The sequence below is a fragment of the Kitasatospora sp. NPDC087314 genome (assembly GCF_044744365.1).
GTDB lineage: Bacteria > Actinomycetota > Actinomycetes > Streptomycetales > Streptomycetaceae > Kitasatospora.
In genome coordinates, this window is record NZ_JBIUYE010000005.1 from 163,945 (window position 1) to 188,893 (window position 24,949).

Consider the following 24,949-nt stretch of genomic DNA (forward strand, 5'->3'; position numbering starts at 1 on the left):
GAACGCCATGGCATTGCGAGTCGCCGTCGCCGGCGCGAGCGGATACGCGGGCGGCGAGGTGCTGCGCCTGCTGCTCGGCCACCCGGAGGTGGAGATCGGGGCGCTGACCGGCGGCTCGAACGCGGGCACCCGGCTGGGCGCGCTCCAGCCGCACCTGATCCCGCTCGCCGACCGCATCCTCGAACCCACCACCCCCGAGGTGCTGGCCGACCACGACGTGGTGTTCCTGGCGCTGCCGCACGGCCAGTCCGCGGCCGTCGCCGAGGCGCTCGGCGGCAACGTCCTGGTGGTCGACTGCGGCGCCGACTTCCGGCTCCGGGCCGCCGCCGACTGGGAGCAGTTCTACGGCTCCGCGCACGCCGGCACCTGGCCCTACGGCCTGCCGGAACTCCCCGGCCACCGGGCCGCGTTGAAGGGCAGCAACCGGATCGCCGTACCCGGCTGCTACCCGACGGCCGTGTCCCTGGCGCTGTTCCCGGCGTACGCGGCCGGGCTCGCCGAGCCGGAGGCCGTCGTGGTCGCCGCCTCCGGCACCTCCGGCGCGGGCAAGGCCGCCAAGACCCACCTGCTGGGCAGCGAGGTCATGGGCAGCGTCAGCCCGTACGGCGTCGGCGGCGTGCACCGGCACACTCCGGAGATGGTGCAGAACCTCACCCCGGTCGCGGGCGAGCCGGTCACCGTCTCCTTCACGCCGACCCTCGTCCCGATGCCGCGCGGCATCCTCGCCACCTGCTCCGCCAAGGCGAAGCCCGGGGTGACGGCCGCGAGCCTGCGCGCCGCCTACCGCGACGCGTTCGCGGCCGAGCCGTTCGTCCACCTGCTGCCCGAGGGGCAGTGGCCGCAGACCAGCAGCGTCTACGGCGCCAACACCGCGCTCGTCCAGGTCGCGCTGGACGCCACCGCCGGGCGGATCATCGCGATCAGCGCGATCGACAACCTCGTGAAGGGCACCGCGGGCGGCGCGGTGCAGAGCATGAACATCGCCCTGGGCCTGCCCGAGGAGCTGGGCCTTCCCGTGAACGGAGTCGCACCGTGAGCAGCAGCACGAACGTGGGGGTGACGGCCGCCAAGGGCTTCCGCGCCGCCGGTGTCACCGCCGGCATCAAGGCCTCCGGCACCCCGGACCTCGCCCTGGTGGTCAACGACGGCCCCGCGCTCGCCGCCGCCGGCGTCTTCACCGCCAACCGGGTCAAGGCCGCGCCGGTCCTCTGGTCCGAGCAGGTCCTCAAGGGCGGCCAGGTCTCCGCCGTGATCCTCAACTCCGGTGGCGCCAACGCCTGCACCGGCCCGCTCGGCTTCCAGGACACCCACGCCACCGCGGAGAAGGTCGCCGAGGAGCTGAAGCTCAACGCCGGCGAGGTCGCCGTCGCCTCGACCGGTCTGATCGGCGAGCGCCTGCCGATGCACGTCCTGCTGCCCGGCGTCACGCTGGCCGCCCAGGAGCTGAGCGCGACCGGCGGCGAGACCGCCGCGATCGCCATCAAGACCACCGACACCGTGCACAAGACCGCCCAGGTCACCAGCCCGGCCGGCTGGACGGTCGGTGGCATGGCCAAGGGCGCGGGCATGCTCGCTCCGAGCCTGGCCACCATGCTGGTCGTGATCACCACCGACGCCGACCTGGACAGCGCCGCCCTGGACGCCGCGCTGCGCGGCGCCACCCGCACCACCTTCGACCGGATCGACTCCGACGGCTGCATGTCCACCAACGACACCGTGCTGCTGCTCGCCTCGGCCGCCTCCGGCGTCACCCCGGACCAGGCCGAGTTCGCCGAGGCCGTCCGCACCGTCAGCGCCGACCTGGCCCGCCAGCTGATCGCCGACGCCGAGGGCGCCAGCAAGGAGATCCGGATCGACGTCACCGGCGCCGCCACCGAGGGCGAGGCCGTCGACGTCGCCCGGACGATCAGCCGCAACAACCTGCTCAAGTGCGCCATCCACGGCGAGGACCCCAACTGGGGCCGGGTGCTGGCCGCCATCGGCACCACCGACGCCGCCTTCGACCCGGACCGGCTGGACGTGGCCATCAACGGCGTCTGGGTCTGCAGGAACGGCAGCGTGGGCGAGGACCGCGACCTGGTGGACATGAGCGGCCGCGAGGTCGTCATCACCGCGAACCTCAACGCCGGCACGGCGAGCGCCTCGCTGTGGACCAACGACCTCACCGCCGACTACGTCCACGAGAACAGCGCTTACTCCACCTGATCCGCGACACCTGACGCGCGACACCCGTTCGGACGAGGGACACCCGTGAAGATCGCACCCAAGGGCGAACAGGCCCGCAACAACACCGCGTTGCCCAAGGCGATGACGCTGATCGAGGCGCTGCCGTGGCTGGAGCGCTTCCACGGCAAGACCGTCGTGATCAAGTTCGGCGGCAACGCCATGGTGGACGAGGGCCTCAAGGCGGCCTTCGCCCAGGACGTCGTCTTCCTCCGCTACGCCGGCCTGCACCCCGTCGTGGTGCACGGCGGCGGCCCGCAGATCAGCGCCCAGCTGGACCGGCTCGGCCTGGAGTCCAACTTCACCAACGGGCTGCGGGTGACCACCCCCGAGACCATGGACGTGGTCCGGATGGTGCTGGCCGGCCAGGTGCAGCGCGAGCTGGTCGGCCTGCTCAACGGGCACGGCCCGTTCGCGGTCGGCATGACCGGCGAGGACGCGCACACCATGACGGCGGTCAAGCGGTACGCGGTGGTGGACGGCGAGCAGGTCGACATCGGCCTGGTCGGCGACATCGTCAACATCGAGGCCGGCGCGGTGAAGGCGCTGATCGCCGACGGCCGGATCCCGGTCATCTCCTCGATCGCGCGCGGCGCCGACGGCCACGTCTACAACATCAACGCCGACACCGCCGCCGCCGCCCTGGCGGTCTCGCTCGGCGCCGAGATGCTGGTGGTCCTGACCGACGTCGAGGGCCTCTACAAGGACTGGCCGAACTCCGACGACGTGATCAGCCAGCTCAGCGCGAGCGAGCTGGAAGAGCTGCTGCCGGGCCTGGCCAGCGGCATGCTCCCCAAGATGGAGGGCTGCCTGCGCGCCGTCCGCTCCGGGGTGGGCACCGCGCGCGTCCTGGACGGCCGGGTGCAGCACAGCCTGCTGCTGGAGATCTTCACCGACGAGGGCATCGGCACGATGGTCGTGCCGGACGACGAGACGATTGTGACCGGGGGACTGGCATGACCGCGAACGAGCAACTGACCGGCCGGTGGCAGCACACCTTCACCGACAACTACGGCACCCCGCGGATCCCGCTGGTGCGCGGCGCCGGCGCCAAGCTCTGGGACGCCGACGGCAAGGAGTACACCGACCTGCTCGGCGGCATCGCCGTCAACGCCCTCGGCACCGCCCACCCGGCGGTCGTCGAGGCGGTCAGCCGGCAGATCGCCACCCTCGGCCACGTCTCCAACCTCTTCATGGCCGAGCCGACCATCGCCCTCGCCGAGCGGCTGCTGGCGCTGGACGGCCGGGAGGGCGGCCGGGTGTTCTTCTGCAACTCCGGCGCCGAGGCCAACGAGGCCGCGTTCAAGATCAGCCGCCGGACCGGCCGCACCCATCTGGTCGCCCTCCAGGGCGCCTTCCACGGCCGGACGATGGGCGCTCTCGCGCTCACCGGCCAGCCCGCCAAGCAGGAGCCGTTCCGCCCGCTGCCCGGCGACGTCACGCACGTCCCGTTCGGCGACGTCGAGGCGCTGCGCGCGGCCGTCACCACCGAGACCGCGGCGGTCTTCCTGGAGCCGATCCAGGGCGAGAACGGCGCCATCCCGCTGCCCGAGGGCTACCTCCGGGCGGCCCGCGAGATCACCCGGGCGACGGGCACCCTGCTGGTCCTGGACGAGATCCAGACCGGCGTCGGCCGCACCGGGCACTGGTTCGCCCACCAGGCCGTCGAGGGCGTCGAGCCGGACGTCGTCACCCTCGCCAAGGCGCTCGGCGGCGGCCTGCCGATGGGCGCGGTGCTGGCCTTCGGCGAGGCTGCCGAACTGCTCACCCCGGGCCAGCACGGCACCACCTTCGGCGGCAACCCGGTGGCCGCGGCGGCCGGGCTCGCGGTGCTGGACACCATCGAGTCCGAGGGCCTGCTGGAGCACGTCCGCAAGCTGGGCGAGCGGCTGCGCCACGGCGTCGAGGCGATCGGCGACCCGCTGGTCTCGCACGTGCGCGGCGCCGGCCTGCTGCTCGGCATCGTGCTCACCGAGCCGGTGTCGGCGAAGGTGCAGGCCGCCGCGCAGGAGGCGGGCTTCCTGGTCAACGCGGCCGTCCCGGACGCCGTCCGACTGGCCCCGCCGCTGGTGCTGACCGAGCAGGAGGCGGATGCCTTCCTCGCCGCGCTGCCGGGCCTGCTGCAGGCGGTGCGCGAGAGCGCCCCGGCCGATGCGAGTTGACCGTCGTCCGGGAGAATAATCACATGACCGCTTCCCACTCCGGCCCGTCCGCCGCAAGCCCGTCGCCGCAGGTGCCGCAGACCCGCACCGCGCGGCACCGGCGGATCGTGGACCTGCTCACCCGCCAGCCCGTGCGCTCGCAGAGCCAGCTCGCCAAGCTGCTCGCCGACGACGGACTCGTGGTCACCCAGGCGACCCTCTCCCGGGACCTGGACGAGCTGGGCGCGGTCAAGATCCGCAACCGGGACGGCGCGCTGATCTACGCCGTCCCGGCGGAGGGCGGCGACCGTACGCCGCGCGCTCCGATGGGGGAGTCGGCCAGCGAGGGCCGGATGGCCCGGCTGGCCGGCGAGCTGATGGTCTCCGCGACGGCCTCCGGCAACCTGGTGGTGCTGCGCACCCCGCCGGGGGCCGCGCAGTTCCTCGCCTCGGCGATCGACCAGGCCGAGGTGTTCGAGATCATCGGCACCATCGCCGGCGACGACACCGTCCTGCTGATCAGCCGCGATCCGGCGGGCGGCCAGGCGCTCGCCGACCACCTCATGCAACTCGCCCAGGCCAAGGCGCAGTAGCGCGGCACCCCCGCAGACCCCGGCCGGTGGATTCCACCGGTCGGGGTTTTGTGTTTCATACGGAGTAGTGCATACTTATGCCCATCGCCGCAAACCTGTACGCCTTGTACGCAGCACAGTGAGGAGAAAGCCGTGGCCGAGCGCGTCGTACTCGCCTACTCGGGCGGTCTGGACACGTCCGTCTGCATCGGCTGGATCGCCGAGGAGACCGGTGCCGAGGTCATCGCCGTCGCCGTCGACGTCGGCCAGGGCGGCGAGGACCTGGACGTCATCCGTCAGCGCGCGCTGGACTGCGGCGCCGTCGAGGCCGAGGTCGCGGACGCCCGCGACGAGTTCGCCGACGAGTACTGCCTCCCGGCCGTCAAGGCCAACGCGCTCTACCAGGGCCAGTACCCGCTGGTCTCCGCGCTCTCCCGGCCGGTCATCGTCAAGCACCTGGCCGCCGCCGCCCGCAAGCACGGCGCCACCACCGTCGCGCACGGCTGCACCGGCAAGGGCAACGACCAGGTCCGCTTCGAGGTCGGCATCAACTCCCTGGCCCCCGGCCTGAAGTGCATCGCCCCGGTGCGCGACTACGCGATGACCCGGGACAAGGCGATCGCCTTCGCGGAGGCCAGGGGCCTGCCGATCGCCACCACCAAGAAGTCCCCGTACTCGATCGACCAGAACGTCTTCGGCCGGGCCGTCGAGACCGGCTTCCTGGAGGACATCTGGAACGCCCCGATCGAGGACGTCTACGAGTACACCCAGGACCCGGCCGCCCCGCGCGAGGCCGACGAGGTGGTCATCACCTTCGACGCCGGCGTCCCGGTCGCCGTCGACGGCCGCAAGGTCACCGTCCTGCAGGCGATCGAGGAGCTCAACCGGCGGGCCGGCGCCCAGGGCATCGGCCGGCTGGACATGGTCGAGGACCGGCTGGTCGGCATCAAGTCCCGGGAGATCTACGAGGCCCCCGGCGCGATCGCCCTGATCACCGCCCACCAGGCCCTGGAGAACGTCACCGTCGAGCGCGAACTCGCCCGCTACAAGCGGCAGGTGGAGCAGCGCTGGGCCGAACTCGTCTACGACGGCCTCTGGTTCTCCCCGCTCAAGCGCGCGCTGGACGGCTTCGTGAACGAGGCGAACCAGCACGTGTCCGGCGAGATCCGGATGGTCCTGCACGGCGGCCGGGCCGTGGTCAACGGCCGCAAGTCCGCCCAGTCGCTGTACGACTTCAACCTCGCCACCTACGACACCGGCGACACCTTCGACCAGTCGATGTCCAAGGGCTTCATCGAGATCTTCGGGATGTCCTCGAAGCTCGCCGCCCGCCGTGACCTGGCCTGATCCCGCTGACCCCCTCAACTCCCGCCCACTGCAAGGAGCCCACGCGATGACCGCCGATCAGAACGCCGACGTCCGCCTCTGGGGCGCGCGCTTCGCCGACGGCCCGTCCGAGGCGCTGGCCAAGCTCTCCGCCTCGGTCCACTTCGACTGGCGCCTCGCGCCGTACGACATCGCCGGCTCCAAGGCCCACGCCCGGGTCCTGCACAAGGCCGGCCTGCTGTCCGACGACGAGCTCGCCGCGATGCTGGCCGGCCTCGACGCCCTGCTCGCCGACGTCCAGGCGGGCACCTTCACCGGCACCGTCGCCGACGAGGACGTGCACACCGCGCTGGAACGCGGCCTGCTGGAGCGCCTCGGTGCCGAACTCGGCGGCAAGCTGCGGGCCGGACGCTCGCGCAACGACCAGATCGCCACCCTGTTCCGGATGTACCTGCGGGACCACGCGAGGACCATCGGCGCCCTGGTGCTCGACCTCCAGCACGCCCTGGTCGGCCTCGCCGAGGCGCACCCGGACACCGCGATGCCAGGCCGCACCCACCTCCAGCACGCCCAGCCCGTCCTCTTCGCCCACCACGTCCTCGCGCACGTGCAGGCCCTCGGCCGGGACGCCGAGCGGCTGCGCCAGTGGGACGCCCGCACCGCCGTCTCCCCGTACGGCTCCGGGGCGCTGGCCGGCTCCTCGCTCGGCCTCGACCCGCAGGCCGTCGCCGCCGACCTCGGCTTCGAGGGCGGCTCGGTCGGCAACTCCATCGACGGCACGGCCTCGCGCGACTTCGTCGCCGAGTTCGCGTTCGTGACCGCGATGATCGGCATCAACCTCTCCCGGATCGCGGAGGAGGTGATCATCTGGAACACCAAGGAGTTCGGCTTCATCACGCTGCACGACGCCTTCTCCACCGGTTCCTCGATCATGCCGCAGAAGAAGAACCCGGACATCGCCGAGCTCGCCCGTGGCAAGTCCGGCCGGCTGATCGGCAACCTGACCGGCCTGCTGGCCACCCTCAAGGCCCTGCCGCTCGCCTACAACCGGGACCTCCAGGAGGACAAGGAGCCGGTCTTCGACTCCTGCGACACGCTGGAGGTGCTGCTGCCCGCGTTCACCGGGATGATGGCCACCCTCACCGTGCACCGGGAGCGGCTGGAGGAGCTGGCCCCGGCGGGCTTCTCGCTCGCCACCGACATCGCCGAGTGGCTGGTCAAGCAGGGCGTGCCGTTCCGGGTCGCGCACGAGGTGGCCGGCGCCTGCGTCAAGGTCTGCGAGGCCGAGGGCATCGAGCTGTCCGACCTGACGGACGAGCAGTTCGCCGCGATCTCGGTGCACCTGACGCCCGACGTCCGGTCGGTGCTCAGCGTGCACGGCGCCATCGCCTCCCGCGACGGGCGCGGCGGCACCGCGCCGTCGGCGGTGGCGGTCCAGCTCGCCGAGGTGAAGGCGGACCTGGCGCGGCAGCGGGAGTGGGTCCAGGGCTGACCTCCGGTCGACCGGGGGAGGGGGCGCGACGGTCCGACCGTCGCGCCCCCTCCCGGGTCCGCGCCCCCGGCCGGGCGTAACCGGCCCCGCCCCGGCCCGTCATGCACGGTGTGTGCACAACCCTTCCGCCCGTTCCCTCCGCCGAGGACGTCTACCTCGCCGAACGCCGCCGCCGCGTGGTCCGCGAGACCGTGGCCGCCCTGCCGGGCCGCTGCCCCGAGCTGGTCGCCGCCCTCGCCGAGGACCCGCCGCCCACCTACCGGGAGCTCTCCGAACGCCTCGGGATGCCGCGCGGCTCGATCGGGCCCACCCGATCCCGCTGCTTCGCCTGCCTGCGCGTCCTCCTGCACGCCGAGCGGTTCCTGTGAGTCGAGGGGCGGGGGTGACGCTTCTCGTGCCGGTCACCCCGGAGGCCGGCTCCGGCCGGGTGACGCCCCTCGCGTCCGGCCGTCGCCGCTTTCCGACCCGTCCTCCGCGCGGCGCCCGCCACCCGCCCGGATCTCCGCGTGACCCTCGCCACGTCGAACGCCCTGGAGGTTGAGAGCAGCTGACGCGCGGGTAGAGCGCTGGCGAACGTAGCTCTTGACGGTGCCGCGATCACTCGGATACTGAGCGTGAGCGCGTCGCCGTCGACCCGGGTCACTTCCGGGCCGGCGGCTGGTACGTTCGTGCGCCACCCCCGGTCAGGGCAGATCCCCGGCCGGGACATCTCCGGCAGGGCATCCGGTGCGGCACCCTCACGTTCGCGCGCCGGGCACGACGATGGGGAGGCCCCAGCACATGGGCATGAGCGTGATCATCTCGGCGGCGGGCGTCGAGGACGCGGAGCAGATCCTCAAGCTCCAGTACCTCGGCTACCAGCCCGAGGCGGAGCTGTACGGCGACTGGGCGATCGAGCCCCTGACGCAGACCCTGGAGAGCCTGCGCGCCGAGCTGTCCGAGCAGCACGTCCTGGTCGCCCGGCTCGGCGACGAGGTGGTCGGCACCGTGCGCGGCCGGGTCGACGCCGACGGCGTCGGCCGGATAGGGCGCCTGGTCGTCCACCCGAGGATGCAGCGGCACGGCCTGGGCGGCCGGCTGCTGGACGCGCTGGAGCGTCGCCTCGCCGAGGGCGGCCGCCCGCTGACCTCCTACCGCCTGTCCACCGGCCACCGCAGCCTCGGCAACCTGCGCCTGTACGCCCGCCTGGGCTACCGGCAGGCCGCGGTCGAGCCGATCAGCGACCGGCTCAGCATGGTGCACCTGGAGAAGCCCGTCGTGGTGCCGCTCGCCGCGACCGCCTGAGTCCTCCGCCCGTTCCCGCCCGCCCGGCGCCGCCACCATCCGGACATCCCGGTGGCGGCGCCGAGTCGTATCGTCGCTGGTGGCGGAGCCGGCCATCCGCATTGCGGACATCACATCCAAGTAATTGGGCCCAAATCGGCCCATCTGATTTACTGGCTCACATGACTGCGACGACGAAATGGACCCCCACCGGCACCCTGCCGGCAGGTGAGCGCGCCATGTGCCGTCGAATGTGTCACCGCTGAGGGCCATCGCCCCCGGCACCCGACCGAGGGTGCCCCACCTCGCGCCCCGAAGCGAGACCCGGCGTCGTTCCCGTCCGTAGGAGCGCGCCCAGCCTGCCGCACCCCTCTCCTCCCCTGCCCCCCCCATGGGCGGGTAGTCGTCCACGGCTCCTCGTGCCCGATGACTCGTAAGGGCCACGCCGTCGCGCGGCCCGGCCGTCCAGCGGCCACGATCAAGAGGTGGCAGGTCCGGATCCCCCTGGCGAAGCGCCGTGCGCACCGCCGACCGCAACCCGGTCGGGTGGCCGCCCGCCGCCCGCCCCCGACCCACGGAAGCAGCTGTGATCACCACCACGGACCTCACGAAGGTCTACCGCTCGCGAGGCCGCGAGGTGACCGCCCTCGCCGGCGTCGACCTGCACGTCCGGCCGGGTGAGGTCTACGGAGTCGTCGGCACCAGCGGCGCCGGGAAGTCCACCCTCATCCGCTGCGTGAACATGCTGGAGCGTCCGTCGTCCGGCACCGTCACGGTCGACGGGCTCGAGCTCACCGCGCTGTCGGGCGGCGAGAACCGGGCCGGCCGGGAACTGCGCGAGGCGCGGCGCCGGATCGGCATGGTCTTCCAGCACTTCAACCTGCTCTCCTCGCGCACCGTCCAGCAGAACGTCGAGCTCCCGCTGGAGATCATCGGCCTGGACCGCACCCAGCGACGCCGCAAGGCCGCCGAACTGCTCGACCTGGTCGGCCTCGGCGACAAGGCCCGCAGCTTCCCCAACCAGCTCTCCGGCGGCCAGAAGCAGCGCGTCGGCATCGCCCGTGCCCTGGCCGGCGACCCCAAGGTGCTGCTCTCCGACGAGGCCACCTCGGCGCTCGACCCGGAGACCACCCGCTCGATCCTCAAGCTGCTGCGCGACCTCAACCAGCAGCTCGGCCTCACCGTCCTGCTGATCACCCACGAGATGGACGTCATCAAGTCCGTCTGCGACTCCGCGGCCCTGATGCGCGGCGGCCGGGTGGTCGAGTCCGGCGAGCTGACCGACCTGCTGGCCAAGCCCGGCTCCGAGCTGGCCCGCGAGCTGTTCCCGCTCAGCGAGTTCGGCACCGGCCACCCCGGCTCGACCGTGCTGGAGATCACCTTCCAGGGCGACACCTCGGCTCGGCCGTTCGTCTCCCAGCTGGCCCGCACCTACCAGATCGACATCAACATCCTCGGCGCCGCCGTGGAGACCATCGCCGGCCGGATGGTCGGCCGGATGCGGGTCGAGCTGTCCGGCGGCCACCAGGACAACGTGGTGCCGATCGGCTACCTGCGCGAGCAGGGCCTGCAGGTGGACGTACTCGGCGCGGCGGACGGAGCGGTGGCATGACCTGGGACCAGATGCAGGAACTGATGTGGCCCGCCACGCAGGAGACCCTCCAGATGGTCGGGGTGTCCACGGTCGTCACCGTGCTGATCGGCCTGCCGCTGGGCGTCCTGCTGGTGCTCACCGACAAGGGCGGCCTGCTGGCCAACCGGGCCGTCAACAAGGTCCTCGCCTTCGTGGTGAACATCGCCCGCTCGGTGCCGTTCATCATCCTGATGATCGCGCTGATCACCTTCACCCGCTGGCTGGTCGGCACCTCCATCGGCTGGCAGGCGGCGACCGTGCCGCTCACCATCGGCGCCATCCCGTTCTTCGCCCGCCTGGTCGAGACCTCCGTCCGCGAGGTGGACCGCGGCCTGGTCGAGGCCGTCCAGTCGATGGGCGGCAGCACCTGGACGATCGTCCGCAAGACGCTGCTCCCCGAGGCGCTGCCGGCGCTGGCGGCCTCGGTGACCACCACGATCATCACGCTGGTCAGCTACTCCGCGATGGCCGGCGTGGTCGGCGGCGGCGGCCTCGGCACCCTCGCCGTCAACTACGGCTACTACCGCTTCGAGACCGCCTTCATGTGGGTCATCGTCGCGGAGCTGGTGATCATCGTCCAGATCATCCAGATGCTCGGCGACTACGCCGTCCGCCGCCTCGGCAACCGCGGCCGGTCCGGCCTGTTCGGCTCCCGGGACCGCACCCCGGCCGCCCCCGACGAGGACCTCGTCGCCTCCTAGACCTCCCTCGTCCGACTCCGGACGCGGCTCCCCGTATCACGCAGAAAGGCACTTTTCGTGCGCAACGCCCTGAAGTTCACCAGCATCCTCGCCACCGCCGGCATCGCCCTCTCGCTGGCCGCGTGCGGCAGCTCCGGGTCGTCCTCCTCGGACCCGAACGCGCCGCTCAAGGTCGTCGCCAGCCCCACCCCGCACGGGCAGATCCTCAAGTTCGTCAAGGACAACCTCGCGGAGAAGGCGGGCCTCAAGCTCGACATCAAGGAGGTCACCGACTACGTGACCCCCAACACGGCGGTGCAGGACGGTTCGGCCGACGCCAACTACTTCCAGCACGTCCCGTACCTGGAGGACTTCAACAAGAAGCACGGCACCGAGATCGTCTCGGTCGAGCCCGTGCACCTGGAGCCGCTGGGCGTCTACTCCAAGAAGGTCAAGGCGATCGCCGACCTGCCGGACGGCGCCACCGTCGGCCTGCCCAACGACGCCACCAACGAGGGCCGCGCGCTCAAGCTGCTCGCCGACAACAAGCTCATCACCCTCAAGGACGGCGCCGGCACCGCCGCCACCCCGGCCGACGTGACGGGCAACCCGAAGAACCTCAAGTGGAAGGAGCTGGAGGCCGCCCAGCTGCCCCGCTCCATCGCCGACCTCGACGCCGCCGTCATCAACGGCAACTACGCGCTCGACTCCGGCCTGAAGCCGGCCACCGACGCGCTGGTGCTGGAGAAGGCCGAGGGCAACCCGTACGCCAACATCCTCGCCGTGAAGAAGGGCAAGGAGAACGACCCGCGCGTGAAGAAGCTCGCCGAGCTGCTGCACTCCGACGAGGTCAAGAAGTACATCGACGACACCTTCCAGGGCTCGGTCATCCCGGCCTTCTGAGCCGCCACCCGATCCACGCCCTGACCCCGACCGGGCCCCCGCCGCACCTCGGCGGGGGCCCGGTCGGGCAGGATGCACCAGGGACGCCCTGGCCGGTGGCGCTCTGACGCACCGTCGAGCGGCCGGCGCACCGCCTGGTACCCCGGGCGCGGCGGAGGCGTACGGTGTTGTGTTCACGACCCGGCGAGGAGAGACGGCATGGCAGCGAGCTTCCCCGAGACCGCCATCAGCACCGAACGGCTTCTGCTGCGGCCCCTTGCGGAGGACGACGCGCCCGGCCTGGCCGAGATGATGGCCGACGACCTCGTCCTGGCCTGGACGGACCTGCCGCACCCGTTCACCGAGGCGTACGCGGCCGAGCTCGCCCGCACCCTCGCCCCCGCCCACCGGGCCGCCGGCCGTGGCATCGTCTTCGCCGTCACCGAGCACCTCACCCAGCGCCTGGTCGGCCTGGTCGAACTGCGCAACACCGACTGGCGGCTGCGCACCACCGAGATCTCCTACGTCACCGCCCCCTGGGCCCGCGGCGAGGGCTACGCGCCGGAGGCCGTCCTCGGCGTCGCCCAGTGGCTGTTCGAGGACCGCGACTTCCTGCGCCTGGAGATGCGCACCGCCGCCGGGAACACCGCCGCCCAGCAGGTCGCCCAGAAGATCGGCGGCATCAGCGAGGGCGTGCTGCGCAGCGCCTGGATAGTCCGCGGCGAAACCGGCGAGGTCGTCGTGGAGAGCCGCAGCGACCTCATCCTGTGGAGCCTGCTCCCGGAGGACATGGAGGCGCCCGAGCCGCACCCGGGCGGCTGGCACGGCGACCACCGGTACGTGCTGCGGGACTGAGCCGCCCGGTCCGCGAAGGCCGCCCGAGCCGCCCGAGCCGCCGACCCGCCACCCGCCCGTCACGGACATGTGTACGAGATGTCGGCGTCGAGGGGATCACACCCGGTAACCTCTGGACCGGCGCCGCACACCGGCGCGGTTTGTCGGCGCACCGAGGCGCGTACCGGTTGGCACCACAGGGGCACACCGGACCGCCTGCCGGGTCGCGCACCGAGTCGAGGGAGAACGGCCGCAGATGGCTGACCGGATCACGGTCATCGGGTGGGACGGCACGCCGCTGACCGAGGCCGCCGGTGCGGCGCTCGCCGCCGCGACCCTGGTGGCCGGAGCCCCCTACCAGCTGAGCGCCCTTCCGGTGCCGGACGCCGCCGAGCGGATCACGCTCGGCAACGTCCAGCAGGCCGCCCGGCGGATCGCCGAGCACCGGGGCGCCGCCGTCGTGGTCGCCGAGGGCGATCCCGGCTTCTTCGGCGTCGTGCGCGCGCTGCGCCGCCCCGAGTACGGCCTCGAACTGGAGGTCCTGCCCGCCGTCTCCTCGGTCGCCGCCGCCTTCGCCCGGGCCGGCATGCCCTGGGAGGACGCCCAGGTGGTCAGCGCCCACGGCGGTCGGCTGCGCCGCGCGGCCAACATCTGCCGGGCCCACCCCAAGGTCGCGGTGCTGACCGCGCCGGGCGCCGGCCCGAGCGAACTGGCCCTCATGCTGCGCGGGGTGCACCGGACCTTCGTGGTCTGTGAGGCCCTCGGCACCCCGGACGAGGACGTCACCGTCCTCACCTCCGACCGGATCGCCGACCACGTGTGGCGCGACCCCAACGTGGTGCTGGTGATCGGCGGCAACAGCGGCGGCCCGCAGTCCGGCGGCGTCGGCGCGGCGGCCGGCTGGCTGGCGGGGCGCCCGGTCGGCTTCCCCGGCGCGGACCGCGGCTGGGCGCTCCCCGGCGACGCCTACGCGGGCGCCGGGCGCGCGGGGGACGAGCCGGGCGCGTCGGGGGCGCTCCCCGCGCACGTGCGCGCCCTGGTGCTGGCCCGTCTGGGTGCTCGTCCCGGGGACCTGGTCTGGTCGGTCGGCGCGGGCAGCGGCGCCCTCGCGGTGGAGGCGGCCCGCTTCGGCGCCGCCGTGGTCGCGGTCGAGGCGTCCCGTTCGGCCTGCGCCCGGCTCGCCGTGAACGCCCGCCGGTACGGCGTCGAGGTGGAGACCGTGCACGGGCAGGGCCCCGAGGTGCTGGGCGGCCTGCCGGAGCCGGACGCGGCGGTGGTGGAGTCCGGCGGCCTCGACGTGGTGCGTGCGGTGCTGGCCCGCCGGCCGGAACGGTTCGTCGCGCTGCCCCGGACCCTCGCCGAGGCGGAGAAGGTGCACCGGGCGATCGCCGAGGCCGGTTACCGGGCGGACGGCGCGCTCCTGCAGTCCACCCCGCTGCTGGCGGCCGACGGTGACGGTGGTGGGGGGTTGGCGCTGGGGGCGGGCGGAACCGGTGTGCTGCTGCTCTGGGGTGAGCAGATCGCGTGAAGGCCTCGGGCTCGTCCTGTGCTGCCGGGTGGCCGCAACGGGGCCCGGCGGTGATCCAGGTCGCATCCGGACACCGATTCGAGAGGTGACCGTGCGGGGCCGGTAGTGTGGCGTCCTGGGCCGCTGCGACGGTCGGTGACCCACCCGATTCGGTCGGTTTGTCGCCTTTTTGACGCGGTGCAACCAGGTTCCGCTCGAAGTGTGGGCAATTCGACGGGCCGCGTGCCGGACCTGGAGAATGCCGTAGGGTCCGGTGCGGTCGTGCCGGTTGCCCCGGGTTGTCGTTGTTTCAGATGGTGCGTCGCCCGTGCGGGCGGCGCGCGGGCCGGGGTGCCGCAGCGCGCCGGAAGGACTTGGGCCGCAGCGCCTCGGCGCGGCGGCCGCGTGTGGTTGAGGAGCGGGTCGGTGCAGGCCCGGCCCGTGCGGATGGGCGCTGCGGTCGGTGATCGTGTCGCCAAGGGCGCGGCAGCGGCCTGGAAGGAGCGTTTGACAATGACCGATGGCGGCCACGTCCCGGGCGAGGGACTGCCGGAGCACCTGCACGCCGGGCCGGACCCGCTCGGCGGACCGGAGGGCGTCGCGGGCGTTGCACCCCTGCAGGGCGTCGCGACGGACGGCGGCGTGATCCCGAACCCGACGGTGCCGGGCCACGGCCTGGCCGGAGCGGTGCCCCCCGGCGCGGGCCTCATCCCGCCGCAGGGCCAGCCGCTGGGCGCGTCCGGCTTCGGTGTTCCGGCCCCCGGCATGTCAGGGGCCGGCGTTCCGGCTCACGGCGTGCCCGGTGAGGGCTGGGGCGTCGACCAGGGCGCCCCGCGCCCGGCCTTCCACTTCCTCGACCAGCCCGACGGGCCGGACCTGCTGGACGACGAGGACGACGTGCTGCTGATGCCCGGTCCGCAGGGCTCCTGGGGCGAACCGCTGGCGTCCGTCCCGACCGAGCAGACGCCGCTCGCACCGCAGCAGGACGGCATGCCGGTCGAGCCTTCGTGGCCGCCGCTGGAGCCGCCGGCGCTCGGCGCCGAGCCGGCGCAGCAGCCCGCTCACGCCGCCCCGCCGCACCTCCAGACCCCGGAGGCGATGACGGCGGCTCAGCCGCCGCGCCGCCCGCTGCACGCCGGCCCGCCGATCCCGGACCCGTCGCTGATGACCGGCCAGGTCCCGGTCCGTTCGCTCGCCGACCGCGGCCCGTCGCAGGGCGGTACGCCCGCGCACGGCATCCCGGTGGTCGGTCGGCCGCCGATGGCCGAGGCCGTCGCCCCGGCGCAGGCCGCCGTGCCGCAGGCGGTTCCGGTGGCGCCGGTGCCGGTGGCGCCCGTGACTCCGGCGGCTCCGCCGGCGGAGGTTCAGGAGTTCCAGCAGGTGCCGCTGGCCTCACAGCCGGTCGAGGCCGTGCTGGCCGTCGAGACGGTCGGGGCGATCGAGGTGATCGAGGTCGTCGAGTCTCCGGAGACCGTCGCTGTCGCCGAGGCCGTGGCGGACGACTCCCGGGCCGTCGTCGCCGAGCCGGTTCCGGCGGAGGCCGGTCGGCCGGTCGCCGATCCGGCGGGCACGCCGATCGCCTCGTCCCTCGCCGGGGCCGTCGTGCCGGCCCCGGCCGAGGGTGCCGTCGAGCCCCTGGCCGAGGTGGCCGAGCAGGTGGCCGCGCCCGTGGAGCAGGCCGCCCCGGCCGGCCCGCCGCGGCGCATCTCCGCGTTCCTCGCCGCACCCACCCCGCACGGCCTGCCCCCGGTCTCGGCGGCTGGTCAGGCCCCGGTGGCCCCAGTGGCCGAGGAAGCCGCGCCGCAGCAGCCCGCTCCCATAGCGGCCGCCGAGCAGGCCCAGGCCGTCCCGCCCGCCGAGGCCGGTGAGACCGTGGAGTCCGCGCCGGAGCCCGTCGTCGAGGCGGTGGCCGAGACCGCCGCCGGTACCGGCGAGATGCCGTCCGGCCAGGCGGTCGGCGAGCCCGTCGTCGAGCCGGTCGTCGAGCCCGTCGTCGAGGGCGAGCAGCCGCAGCAGGAGGTCGTCGCGGTCGAGGTGCCGGCCGAGCCGGTGGTGGACCAGGCCGCCGAGGTCGCGGTCGAGCCCGCCGCCGAGCCCGTCGTGGCCGAGCCCGAGGCCGAGGTCGTCGCACCGGAGGCCGGGGCACAGCCGGCCGCTGGCGCGACCGAGGTCGCCGAGCCTGCAGCCGTACCCGCCGAGACCGCCGCCGATGCCCCGGCGACGTCGGAGGCTCGGACCCCGGCCCAGGCGGAGCCCGTCGCCGAGCCGGCCGCCGAGCCCGTCGTGCCCGCCGAGCAGGCCCCGGCCGCCGCGGAGTCTGCCGTCGCCGAGCCCGTCGCCGTGGAGGCCGCCCAGCCGGAGGCCCCGGCCGCCGACCAGGCCCCGGAGACCCCCGAGGCCCCGGAGGCCCCGGAGGCCCCCGAGACTCCTGAAGCCGCTGAGACCCCCGAGGCCGCCGCCGAGGAACAGCCGGCCCAGCAGCCCGCCGAGCAGTCGGCCGCCACCCAGGTCGACGAGCAGCCGGCCGAGGACCCGCAGGCCGAGGACCCGCAGTCCGAGGAGCCGGCCGAACCGCGCGGCCCGGCCGCCGCCGGCTTCGACGAGATCGGCCGCGAGGCCGTTCACCAGGTCATCCGCGAGCGCCGCGACATCCGCAACGGCTTCCGCCCGGACCCGATCCCGCACGAGGTGCTGATCCGCGTCCTGGAGGCCGCCCACACCGCGCCCAGCGTCGGCTACTCGCAGCCCTGGGACTTCGTGGTGATCCGTTCGGCCAAGACCCGCCGGCGGATGCACGCCCTGGCCGAGCGCCAGCGCGAGGCGTACGCGGACTCGCTGCCCAAGGGCCGGGCCAAGCAGTTCAAGGAAATCAAGATCGAGGCCATCCTCGAGACGCCGGTCAACATCGTGGTGACGGCCGACCGCACCCGCGGCGGCCGGCACACGCTGGGCCGGCACACCCAGCCCCAGATGGCCCCGTACTCGGCCGCCCTGGCCGTCGAGAACCTCTGGCTGGCCGCCCGCGCCGAGGGCCTGGGCGTCGGCTGGGTGAGTTTCTTCGACGACGAGGAGCTGGTCCGCGAGCTCGGCCTGCCCGAACACCTGGAGGTCGTCGCCTACCTCTGCGTCGGCTACGTCGATGCCTTCCCGGACGAGCCCGAGCTGCAGCAGCAGGGCTGGGCCAAGAAGCGCCCGCTGTCCTGGGTCGTCCACGAGGAGCAGTACGGCAACCGCGCGCTGCCCGGCGAGGAGCCGCAGAGCCTGCTCTCCGAGACCCTGCGCGGCATCCGCCCGCTGGACGCCAAGGCGCTCGGCGAGGCCTGGGACCGGCAGAAGCGGATGACCAAGCCGGCCGGCTCGCTCGGCATGCTGGAGATCATCTCGGCCCAGCTGTGCGGCCTGTCCCGCAAGTGCCCGCCGCCGATCCCGGAGCCCGCCTGCGTGGCGATCTTCGCCGGCGACCACGGCGTGCACGCGCAGGGCGTCAGCCCGTGGCCGCAGGAGGTGACCGCCCAGATGGTCGGCAACTTCCTGGCCGGGGGAGCGGTGATCAACTCCTTCGCCAAGCAGATCGGCACCGAGGTCTGCGTGGTCGACGTCGGCGTCGCCGCCGAGCTGCCGGACGCCATCCAGCAGGGTCGCACCACCGGCCTGCTGCCGCGCAAGGTCAAGCCCGGCACCGCCGACATGACCCAGGGCCCGGCGATGACCCGCGAGGAGGCGCTCAAGGCCATCGAGGTCGGCATCGAGACCGCCCGCGACCTGGTCGCGGCCGGCAACAAGGCACTGGTCACCGGTGACATGGGGATCGCCAACACCACCGCCTCGGCCGCCCTGATCTCGGTGTTCACCGGCCTCGACCCGGCGGAGGTCACCGGCCGCGGCACCGGCATCGACGACGAGACGCACGCCCGCAAGATCGAGGTCATCCGCGCCGCGCTGGCCCTGCACCGGCCCGACCCGGCCGACCCGATCGGCGTCCTGGCCGCCGTCGGCGGCCTGGAGCACGCGGCCCTCGCCGGCTTCCTGCTGGGTGCGGCCTCGCTGCGCACCCCGGTGGTCCTGGACGGTGTCATCGCGGGTTCGGCCGCGCTGGCGGCCAAGGCGATCGCCCCCGAGGTGCTCGCCGCCTGCATCGCCGGGCACCGATCCGCCGAGCCCGGCCACCAGGCCGCGCTGGCGAAGCTGGGCCTGCGCCCGCTGATCGACCTGGACCTGCGGCTCGGTGAGGGCACCGGTGCCCTGCTGGCCCTGCCGCTGGTGCAGAGCGCGGCCCGGGCGATGCACGATGTAGCCACCTTCGACTCCGCCGGGGTCACCGAGAAGGCCTGACGCTCGACGTCACCACTCCGCGGACCGGCCCGAGGGCGCGCCGGTCCGCGGAGCGGCATCACGCCGCACCCGCACCCACACCCTCATCCCCGATCAGGAGCACCGCCGATGACCGCGCCCACCCCGCACCCCAGCACCGAAGGCCGTACCCCGTACCCGGTCGGCCTGCTGCTCGCCGGCCGCCGCGTGGTCGTGGTCGGTGGCGGCCAGGTCGCGCAGCGCCGGCTCCCGGCGCTGATCGCCACCGGCGCGGAGCTGCACCTGATATCGCCGGACACGACCCCGGCCGTCCAGGCGATGGCCGACGCGGGCGAGCTCACCTGGCACGCCCGCCCGTACCAGGACGGCGACCTGGCCGGCGCCTGGTACGCCCTGGTCGCCACCGACGACCCGGCGGTCAACGGCGCGGTCAGCGCCGAGGCCGAGCGCGAGCGGGTGTTCTGTGCCCGCAGCGACGACGCCTCCGCCGCGACCGCCTGGACCCCGGCCAGCGGTCGTGACGCGGGCGCCACCGTCGCGGTCCTCACCGGCGACCCGCGCCACTCCGCCGCCCTGCGCGACGCCATCGTGGACGGCCTGCGGGACGGCTCGCTGGCCGTCCGCCAGTTCCGTGCGCACGGCGTCGGGGGCGCCTCCGGGCTGCCGGGCCAGGGGAGCGTCGCCCTGGTCGGCGGCGGCCCGGGCGACCCGGACCTCATCACCGTGCGCGGCCGCCGCCTGCTCGCCGACGCGGACGTGGTGGTCGCCGACCGCCTCGCCCCGCGTGAGCTGCTCGCCGAACTGCCCGAGCACGTCGAGGTGATCGACGCGTCCAAGATCCCGTACGGCCGGTTCATGGCCCAGGAGGCGATCAACCGGACGCTGATCGAGCACGCCAAGGCGGGCCGGTTCGTGGTCCGGCTCAAGGGCGGCGACCCGTACGTCTTCGGGCGCGGCGGCGAGGAGCTGCTGGCCTGCGCCGAGGCCGGGCTCCCGGTCACGGTCGTCCCGGGCATCTCCAGCTCGATCAGCGTCCCGGCGGCGGCCGGCGTCCCGGTCACCCACCGGGGCATGACGCACGAGTTCACCGTGATCTCCGGCCACGTCGGTCCGGACGACGAGCGCTCGCTCACCAACTGGGAGGCCGCCGCGAAGATGCGCGGCACCCTGGTGCTGCTGATGGCCGTGGACAAGATCGGCGCGATCGCCGCGAAGCTCGTCGAGCACGGCCGCCCGGCCGACACCCCGGTGGCGATCGTCCAGGAGGGCACCACCGCGGCCCAGCGCCGGGTGGACGCCACCCTGGCCACCGTCGCCGCGACCGTCGAGGCCGAGGGGATCAAGCCCCCGGCCGTGATCGTCGTCGGCGACGTGGTCAACGTCCTGGCGGCCGCCTTCCGGCACTGAGCGCCACGGAGTGGGAAGTCGGTCCCGCCGACTTCCCACTCAGGTCCGGCTACTCCAGCGGCTGCTCCGTCCAGATCACCTTCCCCGTCGCCGTGTAGCGAGTCCCCCAGCGGTCCGCGAACTGCGCGACCAGGAACAGCCCGCGCCCGCCCTCGTCCGTGGTCGCCGCGTACCGCAGGTGCGGCGAGGTGCTGCTGCCGTCCGACACCTCGCAGATCAGCGTCCGGTCCCGCAGCAGCCGCACTCGGATCGGCCCGGTGCTGTACCGGATCGCGTTGGTCACCAGCTCGCTCAGGATCAGCTCGGTGACGAACGCCACCTCGTCCAGCCCCCAGGCCGCCAGCCGCTCCGCCACCGCGGCCCGGACCTGGCCCACCGCCGCCGGCTCGGACGGCACGTCCCACTCCGCCACCTGGTCCGGCGCCAGCACCCTGGTCCGCGCGACCAGCAGCGCGATGTCGTCCAGCGGATGCTCCGGCAGCAACGCCCCGAGCACGTCCGAGCAGGTCTGCTCCGGCGTGCGCGGCGGCCCGGTCAGCGCCGCCCGCAGCAGGTCGATCCCCACGCCGATGTCCCGCTCGCGGTCCTCCACCAGCCCGTCCGTGTACAGCACCAGGCGGCTGCCCTCCGCGAGGTCCAGCTCGACCGTCTCGAACGGCAGCACCGACAGCCCCAGCGGCGGCCCGGTCGCCAGCTCCGGGAACACCACCCGCCCGTCCGGGTCCACCACGGCCGGCGGCGGATGCCCGGCACTGGCCAGCGTGCACCGCCGGGATACCGGGTCGTAGATCGCGTACAGGCAGGTCGCCCCGGCCAGGGCCGAGCCCTCGCCGCTCGCGGCCTCGTCCTGGTCGATCCGGTTCACCAGGTCGTCCAGGTGCCCCAGCAACTCGTCCGGCGGCAGGTCCAGCGTCGAGAAGTTGTGGATCGCCGTCCGCAGCCGCCCCATCGTCGCCGCCGCGTGCAGCCCGTGCCCCACCACGTCCCCCACCACCAGCGCCACCCGCGCGCCCGGCAGCGGGATCACGTCGAACCAGTCCCCACCCACCCCGGCCTGCGCCGGCAGGTAGCGGTGCGCGACCTCCAGCGCGTTCTGCGGCGGCAGGTTGCGCGGCAGCAGGCTGTGCTGCAGGGTCACCGCCATCGCGTGCTCGCGGGTGTAGCGGCGCGCGTTGTCGATGCACACCGCCGCGTGCGCCACCAGCTCCTCGGCCAGGGTCAGGTCTTCCGCCTCGAACGGCTCCGGCCGATCCACCCGCCAGAACCGGGCCACGCCCAGCAGCACCCCGCGCGCCCGCAGCGGCACCCGCACCAGCGAGTGCACCCCGTACGCCAGCACCTGCGCGGACCGCTCCGGATCCTGCTCCCGCCACCCCGCGGCCTCGGCCAGCCGAGGCTCCAGCCCCGGGGCCCCGCTGTGCAGCGCCCCGGCCAGCGGGGTGGCCGGCACCACGTCCAGCACGGTGTCCACCGGGTAGAACGGCGAGTCGTCGCGGATCCCGGCGACGGCCGCGCGCCGCATCCGCCGCAGCGAGGAGCCCGGCGGCGGCTCCTCGCCCGTCAGCACCTCGTCCGCCAGGTCCACCGTGACGAAGTCCGCGAACCGGGGCACCGCGACCTGCGTCAGCTCCTCCGCCGTCCGCGTCGCGTCCAGCGAACTGCCCACCGTCACCCCGGCGTCGTACAGCAGCCGCAGCCGTCGCTGCGCGCCCTCGGCCCGGCCGGACAGCGCCAGCAGCTCGGTGGAGTCGCGCAGCGTGGCGACGCAGCCCGGCGGGCCGCCCGCCTGGTCGGTGAGCCGGACGTTCACCGCCAGCAGCCGCTCCCCGGCCAGCACCACCTCGTCGGTCACCGGCCGGTCGCCGGTCAGCAGGGCCAGCGGCGCGGGCTCCAGCCCCAACCCGGCCACCGGCCGGCCCTCGGCGTCCGGCGGCAGGTCCAGCAGGCGCCGCGCCTCGTCGTTGCAGAGCAGCAGCCGACCGTCCACGCCGACGATCACGACGCCCTCGCGCACCGCGTGCAGCACGGCCGCGTGGTGCTCGTACATCCGGGTCATCTCGGACGGGCCCAGGCCGCGGGTCTGGCGCCGCAGCCGACGGTTGATCAGCGCCGTGCCGAGGACGGCCAGCCCGACCGCGCCCGCGGCGGTGCCCAGCACCACCGGCAGCTGCCGCCCGCTCGCGCTGCTGACGTTCTTCACCGTGATGCCCGCCGAGACCAGCCCGGCCACCGAGCCGTCCGGCGCGTACACCGGGACCACCGCCCGGACCTGCGGGCCGAGCGTGCTGGTGACCTGCTCGGTCATCACCTGCCCGTGCAGCGCGGGCAGGTAGGCGCCGACGAATTTCCGGCCGATCAGGTCCGGGTTGGGGTGGGTGTAGCGGATGCCGTCGTCGTTCAGCACGACGATGAAGTCGACGCCCGACCCGACCCGGGCGGCCTCCGCCTTCGGTTGCAGGATCGCGGTCGGATCGGGGGAACGGAGGGCCTCGACGATGCCCGGCGAGTTGGCGAAGGTCTGCGCGACCGCAACGGACCGGCTGCGCGCCTCGTGGTCGGCGTCGCCGTGCGACTGCACCACCAGCGCGACCGCGGCCGCCGCCACCAGCAGCAGCACGACGAGGATCTGTAGCGCGAACACCTGCCCGGCCACCGACCGGAGCCGCACGGGCCACGGCCGCTTCGGGCGTGGCAGCTGTTGCCGACCGTTTGGGCGCCCACCGGAGGAGCCGGCGGAACCAGTAGCACCAGAGGCCGACGGAGCCCAGGATCGGCCCGGAAACTGGGCCATACGATCATATTTGCACCATGGCTGGCGCAGGGCCAAGGCCAGCCCACCCTGCGGCTTGGGCCGTTTGGCCTTCCCCGTCCGGCCTTGGCAAGATCGCAGGGTGTCCGAACCCAGCACCGTCACCGACCCCGCCGACCCCCGCCTCGGCGACTACACCGGCCTCACCGACGTCGAACTGCGCCGCCGGCGCGAACCCGCCGAAGGCCTGTTCATCGCCGAGGGGGAGAAGGTCATCCGCCGCGCCCTCGCCGCCGGCTACCGGATGCGGTCGATGCTGCTGACCTCCAAGTGGCTGGACGTGATGGCCGACGTCATCGCCGAGGCCGACGCGCCCGTCCACGTCGTCGAACCCGCGCTCGCCGAAGCCGTCACCGGGTACCACGTCCACCGCGGCGCGCTCGCCTCGATGGAGCGCAGGCCGCTGCCGCAGGCCGCGGAGCTACTCGCCGGGGCCCGCCGGGTCGCCGTGTTCGAGGACATGGTCGATCACGCCAACATGGGGGCGGCCTTCCGGAACGCGGCCGCCCTGGGCGTTGACGTCATCCTCCTCACCCCGCGCTGTGCCGATCCCCTCTACCGCCGGTCCGTGAAGGTGTCGATGGGCGCCGTCTTCCAGGTGCCGTGGACTCGCCTGGAGGCCTGGCCGAAGGGCATCGAGATCCTGCGTTCCGCAGGCTTCACGGTCGCCGCACTGTGCCTGAGCGACCAGGCGATCACCCTCGATGAACTCGCTTCGCGCGACGACGAGAAGCTCGCCCTGGTCTTCGGCACGGAGGGCACCGGCCTCGCCGCCACGACACTCGCTTCGGTCGACGAGCATGTCCGCATCCCGATGGACGCCGGTGTCGACTCGCTCAACGTCGCAGCGGCCTCGGCGGTGGCCTTCTACGCGACCCGCCCGCGAGGTGAGCTGGTCCGGTAGATCACTCAGGGCGCCGCACCGTCGGGGCTGAGGGTGTGGAGTGCGGTGAGGCAGGCGGCGATCGCGGGTTCGTGTGCCGTGCCGTGGCGGACGGCGGTCTCGATCGTGCGGGTGAGCGTGCTGTCCGTCACCGGTCGTGCGGTCAGGGTGGGCGGGAGGTGAGCCGCGGCCATGCGGGGGATGAGGACCGTGTGACCGCCGCTCGCGGCGAGGGCGATCATGGCGGAGAAGTCGGTGCAGGTGTGCCGCACCTGCGGGGTGAAGCCGGCCGATCGGCAGGCCTGGAGGACGGCGTCCCCGCAGGCGGTCTGCGGCGGGGCGGTGATCCACGGGGTGCCTGCGAGCTCCCGCAGCCCGATCGGAGATCCCTCGGCGTGAGCTGCCGGGTGATCGCTGGGCAGGACCGCGACCAGCGGATCGGTCCGCAGGACGTGGGTCTCGACGCCCGGGTGCGGGGGTGTGGCGAGGTTCGTGTAGCGGTAGACCAGGGCGATGTCGACGCGGCGCTGGTGCAGCAGCCGTACGGCGGTTTCGGGTTCCGCCTCGGTGATGTGGAGTCGCAGCTCCGGGTGGGCGCCTTCCAGGGCATCGCCGAGCGGGGCGGCCAAGGGCACGAGGGCGCTGGGGAAGCAGGCGAGCTGGAGCGGGCCGGACGGTTTCCCGGTTCCGGTGTACAGGCGGCTCCGGGCCTGTTCGAGAGCCGCGAGGACGTGCTCGGTGTCCATGGCCAGTTGGTGCCCGGCGGCGGTGAGGTGGATGGAACGTCCGGTGCGTTCCAGCAGTCGGGTGCGGGTCTCGTCCTCCAGAAGCCGTAGCTGCTGCGAGACGGCGGAAGGGGTGACGCGGTGGAGCTCGGCCACGGCGGTCACCGTGCCGTGCACGTCCAGGTCGCGCAGGAGAACGAGCCGTCGAACATCGAGCATTAGTTCATCTTAAAGGTGTGCTGTAGAGGATGTAGCTGGACG

19 protein-coding genes are annotated in these 24,949 nt (G+C 73.7%); 17 read left to right on the plus strand and 2 right to left on the minus strand.

Annotated features, from left to right (window positions below):
* Positions 1–7 precede the first annotated feature (7 nt).
* From argC to cobA, 16 genes are all read left to right on the plus strand, one after another.
* A complete protein-coding gene (argC, locus tag ACIO5E_RS12800; RefSeq protein WP_400666642.1) occupies positions 8–1,036 on the plus strand; it encodes an N-acetyl-gamma-glutamyl-phosphate reductase in 1,029 nt (342 codons plus the stop codon).
* A gap of 14 nt (positions 1,037–1,050) precedes the next feature.
* The gene (gene argJ / locus ACIO5E_RS12805) at positions 1,051–2,205 is read left to right on the plus strand and encodes a bifunctional glutamate N-acetyltransferase/amino-acid acetyltransferase ArgJ (RefSeq protein WP_400667070.1); all 1,155 of its coding nucleotides are present in this window, start codon (positions 1,051–1,053) and stop codon (positions 2,203–2,205) included.
* 102 nt (positions 2,206–2,307) lie between these two features.
* Positions 2,308–3,183, plus strand: coding sequence for an acetylglutamate kinase (argB, locus tag ACIO5E_RS12810; protein ID WP_400667072.1), 876 nt, complete (start codon positions 2,308–2,310; stop codon positions 3,181–3,183).
* A complete protein-coding gene (locus tag ACIO5E_RS12815) occupies positions 3,180–4,385 on the plus strand; it encodes an acetylornithine transaminase (RefSeq protein ID WP_400666644.1) in 1,206 nt (401 codons plus the stop codon). Before argB ends, ACIO5E_RS12815 begins: the two co-directional genes overlap by 4 nt.
* A gap of 23 nt (positions 4,386–4,408) precedes the next feature.
* On the plus strand, positions 4,409–4,957 hold the full coding sequence (locus ACIO5E_RS12820) for an arginine repressor (protein WP_400666646.1): 549 nt from the start codon (positions 4,409–4,411) through the stop codon (positions 4,955–4,957).
* 132 nt (positions 4,958–5,089) lie between these two features.
* Positions 5,090–6,283, plus strand: a complete 1,194-nt coding sequence (locus ACIO5E_RS12825; protein ID WP_400666648.1) for an argininosuccinate synthase — start codon at positions 5,090–5,092, stop codon at positions 6,281–6,283.
* Positions 6,284–6,329: 46 nt separating this feature from the next.
* Complete coding sequence (gene argH / locus ACIO5E_RS12830) at positions 6,330–7,754, plus strand: argininosuccinate lyase (RefSeq protein WP_400666650.1); 1,425 nt, start codon at positions 6,330–6,332, stop codon at positions 7,752–7,754.
* Between the two features lie 110 nt (positions 7,755–7,864).
* Positions 7,865–8,122: a hypothetical protein gene (locus ACIO5E_RS12835; RefSeq protein WP_400666652.1), complete on the plus strand. Its 258-nt coding sequence runs from the start codon at positions 7,865–7,867 to the stop codon at positions 8,120–8,122.
* A gap of 412 nt (positions 8,123–8,534) precedes the next feature.
* Positions 8,535–9,038, plus strand: coding sequence for a GNAT family N-acetyltransferase (locus ACIO5E_RS12840; protein ID WP_280681639.1), 504 nt, complete (start codon positions 8,535–8,537; stop codon positions 9,036–9,038).
* A 565-nt stretch (positions 9,039–9,603) separates the two neighbouring features.
* On the plus strand, positions 9,604–10,629 hold the full coding sequence (locus ACIO5E_RS12845; protein WP_400666655.1) for a methionine ABC transporter ATP-binding protein: 1,026 nt from the start codon (positions 9,604–9,606) through the stop codon (positions 10,627–10,629).
* Positions 10,626–11,351, plus strand: coding sequence for a methionine ABC transporter permease (locus ACIO5E_RS12850; protein ID WP_280681635.1), 726 nt, complete (start codon positions 10,626–10,628; stop codon positions 11,349–11,351). Before ACIO5E_RS12845 ends, ACIO5E_RS12850 begins: the two co-directional genes overlap by 4 nt.
* A 57-nt stretch (positions 11,352–11,408) precedes the next feature.
* A complete protein-coding gene (locus ACIO5E_RS12855; RefSeq protein ID WP_280681633.1) occupies positions 11,409–12,233 on the plus strand; it encodes a MetQ/NlpA family ABC transporter substrate-binding protein in 825 nt (274 codons plus the stop codon).
* Positions 12,234–12,431: 198 nt separating this feature from the next.
* A complete protein-coding gene (locus tag ACIO5E_RS12860) occupies positions 12,432–13,067 on the plus strand; it encodes a GNAT family N-acetyltransferase (protein ID WP_400666660.1) in 636 nt (211 codons plus the stop codon).
* Positions 13,068–13,302: 235 nt separating this feature from the next.
* Entirely contained in the window at positions 13,303–14,574 is a 1,272-nt protein-coding gene (cbiE, locus tag ACIO5E_RS12865) for a precorrin-6y C5,15-methyltransferase (decarboxylating) subunit CbiE (protein WP_400666662.1), read from the plus strand.
* A 492-nt stretch (positions 14,575–15,066) separates the two neighbouring features.
* On the plus strand, positions 15,067–18,885 hold the full coding sequence (gene cobT, locus ACIO5E_RS12870; RefSeq protein ID WP_400666664.1) for a nicotinate-nucleotide--dimethylbenzimidazole phosphoribosyltransferase: 3,819 nt from the start codon (positions 15,067–15,069) through the stop codon (positions 18,883–18,885).
* A gap of 108 nt (positions 18,886–18,993) precedes the next feature.
* A complete protein-coding gene (gene cobA / locus ACIO5E_RS12875) occupies positions 18,994–20,271 on the plus strand; it encodes a uroporphyrinogen-III C-methyltransferase (protein ID WP_400666666.1) in 1,278 nt (425 codons plus the stop codon).
* Positions 20,272–20,320: 49 nt separating this feature from the next.
* On the opposite strand, the gene ACIO5E_RS12880 is transcribed toward cobA, so the two are convergent.
* Positions 20,321–23,062, minus strand: a complete 2,742-nt coding sequence (locus ACIO5E_RS12880; RefSeq protein ID WP_400666668.1) for a SpoIIE family protein phosphatase — start codon at positions 23,060–23,062, stop codon at positions 20,321–20,323.
* Positions 23,063–23,162: 100 nt separating this feature from the next.
* On the opposite strand from ACIO5E_RS12880, the gene ACIO5E_RS12885 reads away from it, so the two are divergent.
* On the plus strand, positions 23,163–23,984 hold the full coding sequence (locus ACIO5E_RS12885) for a TrmH family RNA methyltransferase (protein WP_400666670.1): 822 nt from the start codon (positions 23,163–23,165) through the stop codon (positions 23,982–23,984).
* Between the two features lie 5 nt (positions 23,985–23,989).
* Here the strand turns inward: ACIO5E_RS12885 and ACIO5E_RS12890 are convergent, their stop codons facing one another.
* The gene (locus ACIO5E_RS12890; protein WP_400666672.1) at positions 23,990–24,907 is read right to left on the minus strand and encodes a LysR family transcriptional regulator; all 918 of its coding nucleotides are present in this window, start codon (positions 24,905–24,907) and stop codon (positions 23,990–23,992) included.
* Positions 24,908–24,949 lie beyond the last annotated feature (42 nt).

Bases quoted from the DNA above. Each gene is read 5' to 3' on its own strand.
- argC (WP_400666642.1), top strand. From the start codon at position 8: ATGGCATTGCGAGTCGCCGTCGCCGGCGCGAGCGGATACGCGGGCGGC.
- argB (WP_400667072.1), top strand. From the start codon at position 2,308: ATGACGCTGATCGAGGCGCTGCCGTGGCTGGAGCGCTTCCACGGCAAG.
- ACIO5E_RS12815 (WP_400666644.1), top strand. From the start codon at position 3,180: ATGACCGCGAACGAGCAACTGACCGGCCGGTGGCAGCACACCTTCACC.
- ACIO5E_RS12820 (WP_400666646.1), top strand. From the start codon at position 4,409: ATGACCGCTTCCCACTCCGGCCCGTCCGCCGCAAGCCCGTCGCCGCAG.
- argH (WP_400666650.1), top strand. From the start codon at position 6,330: ATGACCGCCGATCAGAACGCCGACGTCCGCCTCTGGGGCGCGCGCTTC.
- ACIO5E_RS12840 (WP_280681639.1), top strand. From the start codon at position 8,535: ATGGGCATGAGCGTGATCATCTCGGCGGCGGGCGTCGAGGACGCGGAG.
- ACIO5E_RS12850 (WP_280681635.1), top strand. From the start codon at position 10,626: ATGACCTGGGACCAGATGCAGGAACTGATGTGGCCCGCCACGCAGGAG.
- ACIO5E_RS12860 (WP_400666660.1), top strand. From the start codon at position 12,432: ATGGCAGCGAGCTTCCCCGAGACCGCCATCAGCACCGAACGGCTTCTG.
- cbiE (WP_400666662.1), top strand. From the start codon at position 13,303: ATGGCTGACCGGATCACGGTCATCGGGTGGGACGGCACGCCGCTGACC.
- cobT (WP_400666664.1), top strand. From the start codon at position 15,067: ATGACCGATGGCGGCCACGTCCCGGGCGAGGGACTGCCGGAGCACCTG.
- cobA (WP_400666666.1), top strand. From the start codon at position 18,994: ATGACCGCGCCCACCCCGCACCCCAGCACCGAAGGCCGTACCCCGTAC.
- ACIO5E_RS12880 (WP_400666668.1), bottom strand. From the start codon at position 23,062: ATGGCCCAGTTTCCGGGCCGATCCTGGGCTCCGTCGGCCTCTGGTGCT.
- ACIO5E_RS12890 (WP_400666672.1), bottom strand. From the start codon at position 24,907: ATGCTCGATGTTCGACGGCTCGTTCTCCTGCGCGACCTGGACGTGCAC.